Raw genomic sequence first — 9,548 nt, 5'->3', positions numbered from 1 at the left:
CGCGGCGCACACCGGCCGCCCGTCCCGCACCCGCGCGATCCCGACCTGCCCTCAGCATCGCCGAGCCGCGTCCGTCGCAGCCCCCGCGCGTGGTGCTGCCGGCCCCCGCACCGGTACCGACCCTGGCGCTGCCGGATGAGTCGGGACGGCCGCCGACGCCGCCGCCCGGCGTTGCGACGCGGGAGAAGCAGCCGGGCTCGGAGGCGGACGGCGCGATCGCCTGGCTGATCGGGCTGGCGATCGTCGCGCTCCTGGCCGCGGTGCTGTTCACTTGGCGCTGGCGGGTGGAAGCGAAGCGACGCGAGGCGCGGCGCGACATCCGCGTCCCCACCGGGCCGATGCCGCCGCCCAAGCCGCAGGCCGCCGCCGATCCGGCGCAGTTCTGGACCCCGGCGGCCCCGCGGCGCGCGACGCCACCGGCCGAGTCGCCGGCGGCGACCCCGCCGGCCGAGCGCGCCCAGCTTGCCCTGGACCTCGTCGCCCGGCGTGCGGGGCTGAACCTGCTCAGCGCGATCGTCGAGGTAGAGGTGGCGGTGCGCAACGAGGGCCGGGGAGAGGCGGGCGAGGTGTCGGTCGCGCTGCACCTGCTGGGCGCGTCCGCCGGTCAGGACGAGGCGCTCGGCGCGCTGTTCGCCGCGCCCCCCGCACCGTCCGCACAGCCGCCCTTCGCGCTCGCGCCCGGCGAAACGCGCACCGTGCGCAGCACCCTCACCGTCTCACGCGCCGCAATCATCCCGCTGGCCGCCGGGGACCGGCAGATGTTCGTGCCGGTGGTGGCGGTGGACGTACGTTATACCTTGCCCGGCGGCGGCCAGGGGCAGACCGCGGGCGCGTACATGATCGGCGCGACCCGGCCCGACGGCGACAAATTGGTGCCGTTCTGGCTGGATGCGCCGCCGCGGACGCTGGACGATGTCGCTGCGCGGCCGCACGCGCTGTCGATTGCCAGCTGAACTTGACGCCCGCGGCCAGGGCGCGGCACTAGCGGCCATGCTCCCCACCGATCCTCACGGTTTCAAGCGCCGCGGCGTCCTGTTCGTGCTGTCCTCGCCCTCGGGGGCGGGCAAGTCGACCATCGCGCGGGCGCTGCTCGCGGGCGATCCGGATCTCCAGATGTCGGTTTCCGCGACCACCCGTCCACCAAGGCCGGGGGAGGTGGACGGCAAGGATTACCACTTCGTCGATCTCGAACGCTTCCGCGATATGGTCTCGGCGGGCGAGTTCCTCGAATGGGCGCACGTCTTCGACAATCGCTACGGCACGCCGCGCGCGCAGGTGGAGGCGATCCTCGCCTCCGGCCGCGACGTGCTGTTCGACATCGACTGGCAGGGCGCGCAGCAGCTGTTCCAGATCGCCGGCGGCGACGTGGTGCGCGTGTTCGTCTTCCCGCCGTCCATGGAGGAACTGCACGCGCGGCTGAAGCGCCGCGGCACCGACACCACCGAGGTGATCGATGCCCGCATGGCGCGGGCCGCCAACGAGGTGAGCCACTGGGATGGCTACGACTATGTCCTGGTCAACGACGATGTCGAACAGTGCATCGCCAAGGTGCGCACGATCCTGGCGGCCGAGCGGCTCCGGCGCTCACGCCAGACCGGGCTGATCGGCTTCGTCCGCAAGCTCCGCCACGGGGCCTGAGCGCAGGCAGGCGAGGAACGCCACCGCCGCATCATAGGCGCCGCGCCGCTCCGCCAGCGCGGCGGCCTCCAGCGGATCGGTGCCCCAATGCTCGCGCTGCCAGGCGCCATCGATATCGGCGGCCGCCCAGCCTGCCTCCGGCGTCACCGCATCCTCGACCAGCGCCAGCCCGATCACCAGCGAGCCGGTGAGGTCCACCAGCGAGGAGAGGGGCGCCAGCACAAAGGCAGGCTGCGCCGCGACCGCCTCGCGCAGCCGAGCCAGCGTCGCCGCGGGCTGCGGCCGGTGAACGATGCCCGACGCGATCTCGAAGTGCACGTCGTAGCGATGCTGCGCCCAGGCGAGCAGCGGGTCCCAATGGGCCGCTTCGCGTGCGATCAGCGCCGCCGGGCTGTCGGCGCGATAGCAGAGCAGGTCGCTCTCGCCGAAGCGGGCAATGCCCTCCGCAAAGCCCTGCGGATCGGGGGCGATCCGGTCGATCGCCGCGTTGGCGAGCCCGGTGAGCGGCATGGCGCGCGGATCGAGCGTCTCGCCGACCGCGCGCCATTCCGCCGCCACCGCCTTCGCCAGGGCCGGCGTGGGCAGCACCAGCGGCACGCGGCCGGGCGTGCGCACCGGGCGTCCATCGAGCAGGATGCCGCGGTCGGGCGCGACGGAGACATCGGACCAGAAGCGCTTCACGGCTGCGGGCTCCGCCAGCGGCGAGCGAGATGGCCCGTGACGCTGCCGGTCATCGCCAGCGCCGCGAGCACGATCGCCACGCCCAGGATGCGCGGCGCCCAGTCCTCCGCGCGCGCGACCAGGATCACGCCCAGCGTCGCGGCGAGCGCGCCGGCGACGCGGACAGCGGAAAGCATCGCCCAGCGGGCGGTGGCGGGATCACGGGCCATGTCCATCCGGTAAAGCGGTCAGTCGAGCCGCGCAAACGGCGGGTGCCGTCTTAACCCCTTGGAAGCCGGGGGTGCTGCATGGTTAAGCTGAAAGCGCCTGTCGGGGGGCGGGCGCTTGATTCTGTGGGGTGGGACGATGTTTGGCGCAGCGGCGTTCACATACGGTATTCTGATGAGCTTCGTTCTTTCGGGGGCGAGCCGCAACATCAAGCTGCGGCGGCCGCATCCGCCGATGATGATGTATGTCGGCTATGTGCTGTGCGGGATCAGCGCGGGCCTTGCCGTGTTCGCCGCCTTTGCGGCGATGCGCGCCGGCGGGATCGTCTGACGCGTCAGTCGCGTCGGATGGTCTGCACCTTGATCGTCGGCTCCAGCATCTGACCGCGCATCACGCCTTCCCCCTCGGTGGGGGAGGTGGGCGCGGCGAGGATGCGCCGCACGACGTCCATACCCTCCACCACCTTGCCGAACGCCGCGAAGCCGGGGCTCTGCGCGGTGGCGTCGAGCGTGTGCAGGTCGCCGACGATGATGAAGATGTCGCCCGCGGCGGTGCCGGGCGCGGCCATCGCCATCGAGATCGCGCCATCGGTATGGGTGAGCCCGGTCTGAGTCGTCGGCTCATGCGCGATCGGCGGGTAGGTGCGCTTGGGATCGTTGGAGGTGCCGAACTGGACGAGGCCGAGGCCGTCGCCGATCTTCATCGCACGGTAGAATGCGGTGCCGTCAAACCTTTTGGCGTCGACGTAGCGCAGGAAGTTGGCGACGGTTTTCGGCGCGCGGCCGCGGTCGAGCGCGAGGACGATCGGGCCTTCCGCGGTGGTGAGGGTGACGCGGACGAGGTCCTCGACCGGCGCCGTCGTCGCCGCGGGTGCCGGCGCGGCCGGAGCCTGGGCGAGGGCAGGAGTAGCGAGCGCGAACGACAGCAGGAGCAATCGCATCATGGCTGGATCTCCGTCGCGCCCTCCGTCGGCGCGGGGTTCTGGCCGGTGGGCGGCACGGTGAGCGAGGAGTCGCCACCCAGCGTGCGGTAGAGGGTCACCAGGTTGCTGGCGCCGATCAGCTGGCTCTGCACCAATGTCTGGCGGGCGGTGAACAGCGAACGCTGCGCGTCGAGCGTCGCCAGGAAGGTGTCGATCCCGCCCCGGTACCGCGCCTCGGCGAGGCGGAAGGTATCCGCCGCGGCATCGACGTTGCGGCGGTTGGCCGAGAGCTGGTCGGTGATCGTGCCCCGCCGGGCGAGTGCGTCAGACACCTCGCGGAACGCCGACTGCACGGTGCGCTCATAGGTGGCGAGCGCCGCGTCGCGCTGCGCCTGGGTGACACGCACCCCTGCGCGGCCTGCGCCGGCGCGGAAGATCGGGTAGCTGGCGTTGGGCGCCACCGACCAGCTGAACGAATCGCCATCGAACAGGGTACGCAGCGCGGTGCTGGCAAAGCCGACCAGCCCGGTGAGCGAGATGCGCGGGAACAGCTGCGCGCGCGCCGCGCCGATCTCGGCATTGGTGGCGCGCAGCTCGTACTCCGCCTGCACCACGTCCGGCCGGCGGAGCAGCACGCCGCTGTCGAGCCCCGGCGGCAGTTCGGACACGGTCTGCCCGGCTTCCTCGATCGAGGCGGGGAGCCGCGCGGGGTCGATGGGTGCGCCGACCAGCAGCTGGAGCGCATTGATGTCCTGCGCCACCAGGGTGCGCTGGTTGGCGACGCTCGCCTGCGCGGTGGCGAGGATTTGCTCGGCCTGGCGCAGATCGGTCCGCGGGGCGATGCCGCCCTCCAGCCGCGCGCGGGTGAGGCGCACGCTCTGCTCGGCACTGCGCGCGGTATGCTGCGCGATGGCGAGCAGGCTTTGGTCGGCGGCATAGGTGAGCCAGGTGGTGGCAATGTCGCCCACCAATGTCAGTCGCGTCGCGCGCGCCGCGGCTTCCTGCCCGAAATAGCGGTTGAGCGCGGCCGAGGAGAGGGAGCGGATGCGCCCGAACAGGTCGATCTCCCAGTCGGTCACGCCCAAGTTGACCGAGAAAGAGCTGTTCGATCCGGTGAGAAGGGTGGTGCCGGTGCCCGTACCCGTGTCGGTCCCGGTATCGGTGCCCGTGTCGGTTCCGGTATCGGTGCCCGTACCCGTGCCGCCGGTGAACGTGGTTCCCGCGCCGGCGCCGCCTTCGCCATAGCTGTAGCTGGCGAGGCCCGCGACGGTGGGGAACAGTTCGGCACGCTGGATGCGATACTGCTCGCGCGCCGCGGCGATGTTGGCGGCGGCGACGCGCAGGTCGCGGTTGTTGGCCAGCGCCTGCTCGATCAGCGCCTGGAGACGAGGATCGCGGAAGATGTCACGCCAAGCCACCGACGGCAGCGGCGCCTCGCTTTCGCGCAGATAGGCGTCGCCCTGCGGCCAGGAGGGCGGCACCGGCAGGTCGGGCCGCACGTACTTGGGCGCCAGGCTGCACGCCGAGACCGAGGCGAGCGCGAGGGCGGCGGCGATCGTCCGCATCATGATGCTTCCGCCTCGTCCTTGCGCCCGCGGCCGATCCGCTCGCGCGTCCACTGCAGCCCGTCGCGGACGCTGCGGCGGACCAGCACGAAGAACAGCGGGATGTAGAACACCGCCAGCACCGTCGCGGTCAGCATGCCGCCGATCACCGCGGTGCCGATCGCGATGCGGCTGTTTGCGCCCGCGCCGGTGGAGATCGCCAGCGGTAGCACGCCGAAGATGAAGGCGAAGGAGGTCATCAGGATCGGGCGGAGGCGGATCTTGGCGGCTTCCAATGCGGCATCGATCACGCGGGCGCCCTTGCGCTCGGCCTGTTCGGCGAACTCGATCATCAGGATGGCGTTCTTGGCGGCCAGGCCCATCGTGGTGAGCAAGCCGATCTGGAGATAGACGTCGTTGGTGAGGCCGCGCAGGGTGACGAACAGGATCGCGCCGACCAGCCCCAGTGGGATCACCAGCAGCACCGCGATCGGGATCGACCAGCTCTCGTAGAGCGCGGCGAGGCAGAGGAACACGACCAGCAGCGACAGCCCGTAGAGGATCGGCGCCTGGCCGCTGGACAGCCGCTCCTGATAGGTCAGCCCCGCCCAGGCGATGCTGGTGCCGGGGATCTGTCGCGCGAGTTCCTCGATTCGCGCGATGGTGTCGCCCGAACTCTTGCCCGGCGCCGCCTGGCCCTGGAATTCGTAGCTCTGCACGCCGTTGAAGCGCGACAGCAGCACCGGCGCCTGTTCCCAGCTGGTCCGCGCGAAGGCGGAGAAGGGCGCCATCGTGCCGCTGGCGCCGCGCACGAACCACTGGTCGATGTCCGACGGCGCCGAGCGATAGGGCGCATCGCCCTGGATATAGACACGCTTGACCCGGCCGCGATCGATGAAGTCGTTGACGTATTGGCCGCCCCAGGCCGCGGACAATGTGGTGTTCACCGCCGACTGGCTGAGGCCCAGCGCCGCAAGCTTCTGCTGGTCCGCATCGACGCGCAGGGTGGGGACGTCGGGCAGTTCGGTCAGGCGCACGCCGACGAAGGTCGGGTCCGCCATCGCCATGCCGAGCAATTTGTCGCGTGCCGCCTGGAACTCCTGCAGCGACATGCCGCTGGAGTTCTGGAGCTCCATGGTGAAGCCGTTCGACTGGCCAAGGCCGCGGATCGCGGGCGGCACCAGCGGGTAGATCTGCGCGTCGCGAATGTTGCTGAACGCCGCGCCGGCGCGCTGCGTGATCGCGTCCGCGCTGTTCTCCTTGCCCTCGCGTTCGGCCCAGTCCTTGAGCGACAGGAAAGCGAGGCCGGTGTTCTGCCCGCCGGGCGCGCCGCCGCCGCCGATGCCGCTGACCGAGAAGGCGGTTTCGACGTTGCGCGCCTCGTTGGTGCGCAGATAGCGCTCGATCCGCTGCTGCACGTCCGCGGTGCGGTTCTGCGTCGCGCCGGGCGGCAGCTGGAACTGGACCAGCGCGATGCCCTGGTCCTCGGTCGGCAGGAAGCCGGTGGGCAGGCGCAGGAACAGCACCGCGAGCAGCGCCAGCGTGCCGGCGTAGATCAGCAGGAACAGCCACTTGCGGTTGACCACCGCCTTCACGCCCGCGGTGTAGCGCTCCACGCCCTTGTCGAAATTGGTGTTGAACGTCTCCTTCGCCCAGGCGAAGCCGTGCGCGACGCGGGGCAGGCGGCGGGCGAGCCATCCGTCTTCCAGCCCGTTCTCGTCCCGCTTCTTCTGCTTGAGCAACGTCGCGGTCAGCGCCGGCGACAGGATCAGCGCCACGAACACCGACAGCACCATGGCGGACACGATGGTGAGCGAGAACTGGCGATAGATCACGCCTGTCGATCCACCGAAGAACGCCATCGGCAGGAACACGGCGGAGAGCACCAGCGCGATCGCGATCAGCGCCACCGTGATCTCGTTCATCGACTCGATGGTGGCGTCCCGCGGAGTCATCTCCGGGTTCTCCTCCATCAACCGCTCGACATTCTCGACCACCACGATCGCGTCGTCGACGAGCAGGCCGATGGCGAGCACCAGGCCGAACAGGGTCAGCGTGTTGATCGAAAAGCCCGCGAGATAGAAGATCCCGAACGTGCCTAGCAGCACCACCGGCACCGCGATCGTCGGGATCAGCGTCGCGCGCCAGCTCTGCAGGAACACGAACATGACGATAACCACCAGGATCACCGCCTCGATCAGGGTCTTGACGACCTCCTCGATCGACAGGCGGATGAAGGCGGTGGAGTCGTTCGCATAGGCGACCTTGTAGCCCGGCGGGAACCCGCGGGACCGCTCTGCGACGAAGTCCTTGACCGTCCTTGCGGTTTCCAGCGCATCCGCACCCGGCGCCAGCAGGATGGCGATGCCCGCCCCTGGGTGGCCGTTCAGCCGGCTGCGCGCGGCATAGCTTTCGGCGCCAAGCTCCACCCGCGCCACGTCGCGCAGGCGCACGGTCGCGCCGTTGGTCTGCGTCTTGACGATGATGTTGGCGAATTGCTCGGGCGTCTGGAGCCGTGACTGCGCGGTCACCACCGCGTTCAGATATTGGGTGTCGGGCGAGGGCTGGCCGCCGATCTCGCCGGCCGCGACTTCGGTGTTCTGGTTCTGGATCGCGGTGATCAGGTCGCTCGGCATCAACTGGTAGGAAGCGAGCCGCGCCGGATCCATCCATATGCGCATCGCATATTGCGATCCGAACACGTTGGTGTCGCCGACTCCGGGCAGCCGGCCGAGCGGGTCCTGGAAGTTGGAGGTCAGAAAGTCTGAGACATCCTGCGCGCTGGAGCGATCGGTCTCGTCATAGACGCCGACCACCATCAGAAAGTCAGGGTTGGACTTGCTGACCCGCAGCCCCTGCTGCTGCACCTGCTGCGGCAGACGGGACAGCGACTGCTGCACCTGGTTCTGAACCTGAACCTGCGCGATGTCCGGGTCCGTCCCCTTGGCAAAAGTGACGGTGATCGAGACCTGTCCACGGCTGGACGACGACGACTGGAAGTAGAGCAGTCCGTCGATGCCGGTCAGCGTCTGCTCGATCACCTGGGTGACCGAGTTCTGCAGCGTCACCGCATTGGCGCCGGGATAGGTGGCACGCACCGTCACCTGCGGGGGCGCCACGTCGGGATATTGCGCGATCGGCAGGCCCAAGATCGCGCCAGCGCCGCCTAGCATGACGATGATCGCGATCACCCAGGCGAAGATCGGGCGATCGATGAAAATGCGGGAGATCATAGGTTACCGGCCGGCCTTGGCGGCGGCGCCCTGTTGGCCGCGCGGCGCCTCCAGCCGTTCGGGCGTGTCGGCCGGCACCGCGCGGATGTCCGCGCCGGGGCGCAGCATGTTGAGGCCCTGCGTGATCACCTTGTCGCCCGGCCGCAATCCGCTGGTCACCACCCAATAGCGGCCCTGCGTCCGCTCGGTCTTCACCTGCCGTTCGACCGCCTTGTGGTTGGGGCCGACCACGAACAGGGTCGCATTGCCCTTCGGATCGCGCGAGACCGCCTCCTGTGGTACCAGGAAGGCCTCCGTGTCGATCGACTGGGCGAAATTGGCGCGCACGAACATCCCGGGCAGCAGCAGACCCTGCGGATTGGGGAAGCTGGCGCGCAAAGTGACGGTTCCGGTGGTCTGGTCCACCACCACCTCGCCGAACTCGACGCGGCCCACCCGGCCATAGTCGCTGCCGTCCTCCAGCCGGAGGCGTACGTCCGCGCTGGCGGGGGCGGCGCCACCGGCCGCCAGCGAACGGCGCAGGGCGAGCAGGTCGGCGCTCGATTGCTGGATGTCGACGAAGATCGGATCGAGCTGCTGGATGGTGGCGAGCGGATCGGCCTGAGTGGTCGAAACCAATGCGCCGACAGTGAACAAAGATCGCCCGATCCGGCCGGTGATGGGCGCGGGAACGGTGGTGAATCGCAGGTTGACGCGGGCGGATTCGAGCGTGGCGCGACTTTGCGCAATCGAGGCCTGGGCCTGCTCCAGCGTCTGTACCGCGTCGGTATAGTCCTGCTTGCTGATCGCCTCCATCTCGGCGAGTGGACGGTAACGATCCGCGCGGATCTGTGCGGCGCGGGCGGTGGCCTGGGCGCTGGCGAGGTTCGCCGAGGCCTGGTTGGCGGTGGCGCGATAAAGGCTGGGGTCGATCTGGTAGAGCGGCTGGCCGCGCCGAACCATGCTGCCTTCGGTAAAGAAGCGGCGCTGGATGACGCCGGTCACCTGCGGGCGCACCTGCGAGCTCTGGTAGGCGACAGTGCGCCCGGCGAGCTCCACAGTCAGCGGCACCCGCGTCGCCCGCACGACGACATAGCCGACCTGCTTGGGCCCCTGCTGGCGCCCGCCCGCGCCGGCTTTCTGCTGCGCCTGCTCACCGCCGCCGCACGCCGCCAGCGCCAACGTTCCGGCGCACAGCAGCGCCGCCCGTCCACCCATCATACCCAACACCAGAGTGATTGCCCGCTCGCCCTTAGAAGGGGCAGTACCCCTGAAGCAAACACTTGTTTCCCGATGGTGAGCAAAAAAGGCGGCGACGTCGCCGGTCGCGAGGTCAGGAAGCGA

Annotated in this window: 9 protein-coding genes; 3 read left to right on the top strand and 6 right to left on the bottom strand. The window is 69.8% G+C overall.

What is annotated here, in order from left to right; genetic code table 11:
- Together ACFDTH_RS07420 and gmk are read left to right on the top strand one after the other, a co-directional pair.
- The coding region (locus ACFDTH_RS07420) for a hypothetical protein (RefSeq protein ID WP_375286888.1) at positions 1-953 on the top strand (953 nt) is incomplete at its 5' end.
- A 37-nt stretch (positions 954-990) separates the two neighbouring features.
- Entirely contained in the window at positions 991-1,638 is a 648-nt protein-coding gene (gene gmk, locus ACFDTH_RS07415) for a guanylate kinase (protein ID WP_375286887.1), read from the top strand.
- Here the strand turns inward: gmk and ACFDTH_RS07410 are convergent.
- Complete coding sequence (locus tag ACFDTH_RS07410) at positions 1,585-2,319, bottom strand: ATP12 family chaperone protein (protein WP_375286886.1); 735 nt, start codon at positions 2,317-2,319, stop codon at positions 1,585-1,587. The two genes, gmk and ACFDTH_RS07410, sit on opposite strands and share 54 nt — an antisense overlap.
- Positions 2,316-2,528, bottom strand: a complete 213-nt coding sequence (locus ACFDTH_RS07405) for a hypothetical protein (protein ID WP_375286885.1) — start codon at positions 2,526-2,528, stop codon at positions 2,316-2,318. Before ACFDTH_RS07405 ends, ACFDTH_RS07410 begins: the two co-directional genes overlap by 4 nt.
- A 172-nt stretch (positions 2,529-2,700) precedes the next feature.
- On the opposite strand from ACFDTH_RS07405, the gene ACFDTH_RS07400 reads away from it, so the two are divergent.
- Positions 2,701-2,856 carry a hypothetical protein gene (locus ACFDTH_RS07400; protein ID WP_375286884.1) on the top strand — a complete coding sequence of 52 codons (156 nt, stop codon included), beginning with the start codon at positions 2,701-2,703 and terminating at the stop codon, positions 2,854-2,856.
- 4 nt (positions 2,857-2,860) lie between these two features.
- Here the strand turns inward: ACFDTH_RS07400 and ACFDTH_RS07395 are convergent, their stop codons facing one another.
- Genes ACFDTH_RS07395 through ACFDTH_RS07380 form a run of 4 tightly spaced genes read right to left on the bottom strand, consistent with a single transcriptional unit; the run spans position 2,861 to position 9,425 of the window.
- Complete coding sequence (locus ACFDTH_RS07395; protein ID WP_375286883.1) at positions 2,861-3,469, bottom strand: peptidylprolyl isomerase; 609 nt, start codon at positions 3,467-3,469, stop codon at positions 2,861-2,863.
- On the bottom strand, positions 3,466-5,016 hold the full coding sequence (locus tag ACFDTH_RS07390; protein ID WP_375286882.1) for an efflux transporter outer membrane subunit: 1,551 nt from the start codon (positions 5,014-5,016) through the stop codon (positions 3,466-3,468). Before ACFDTH_RS07390 ends, ACFDTH_RS07395 begins: the two co-directional genes overlap by 4 nt.
- Positions 5,013-8,225: a multidrug efflux RND transporter permease subunit gene (locus tag ACFDTH_RS07385; protein WP_375286881.1), complete on the bottom strand. Its 3,213-nt coding sequence runs from the start codon at positions 8,223-8,225 to the stop codon at positions 5,013-5,015. The genes ACFDTH_RS07390 and ACFDTH_RS07385 overlap by 4 nt, the downstream gene beginning before the upstream one ends.
- A gap of 3 nt (positions 8,226-8,228) precedes the next feature.
- Positions 8,229-9,425: an efflux RND transporter periplasmic adaptor subunit gene (locus ACFDTH_RS07380; RefSeq protein ID WP_375286880.1), complete on the bottom strand. Its 1,197-nt coding sequence runs from the start codon at positions 9,423-9,425 to the stop codon at positions 8,229-8,231.
- Positions 9,426-9,548 lie beyond the last annotated feature (123 nt).

It is taken from the genome of Sphingomonas sp. (genome assembly GCF_042096255.1).
Taxonomy (GTDB): domain Bacteria; phylum Pseudomonadota; class Alphaproteobacteria; order Sphingomonadales; family Sphingomonadaceae; genus Sphingomonas.
This window is presented reverse-complemented; position numbering and strand designations above follow the sequence as displayed.

Coding starts and splice junctions, on each gene's coding strand:
- ACFDTH_RS07395 (WP_375286883.1), bottom strand. CDS start 3,469: ATGATGCGATTGCTCCTGCTGTCGTTCGCGCTCGCTACTCCTGCCCTC.
- ACFDTH_RS07405 (WP_375286885.1), bottom strand. CDS start 2,528: ATGGCCCGTGATCCCGCCACCGCCCGCTGGGCGATGCTTTCCGCTGTC.
- ACFDTH_RS07390 (WP_375286882.1), bottom strand. CDS start 5,016: ATGATGCGGACGATCGCCGCCGCCCTCGCGCTCGCCTCGGTCTCGGCG.
- ACFDTH_RS07400 (WP_375286884.1), top strand. CDS start 2,701: ATGAGCTTCGTTCTTTCGGGGGCGAGCCGCAACATCAAGCTGCGGCGG.
- ACFDTH_RS07385 (WP_375286881.1), bottom strand. CDS start 8,225: ATGATCTCCCGCATTTTCATCGATCGCCCGATCTTCGCCTGGGTGATC.
- ACFDTH_RS07380 (WP_375286880.1), bottom strand. CDS start 9,425: ATGATGGGTGGACGGGCGGCGCTGCTGTGCGCCGGAACGTTGGCGCTG.
- gmk (WP_375286887.1), top strand. CDS start 991: ATGCTCCCCACCGATCCTCACGGTTTCAAGCGCCGCGGCGTCCTGTTC.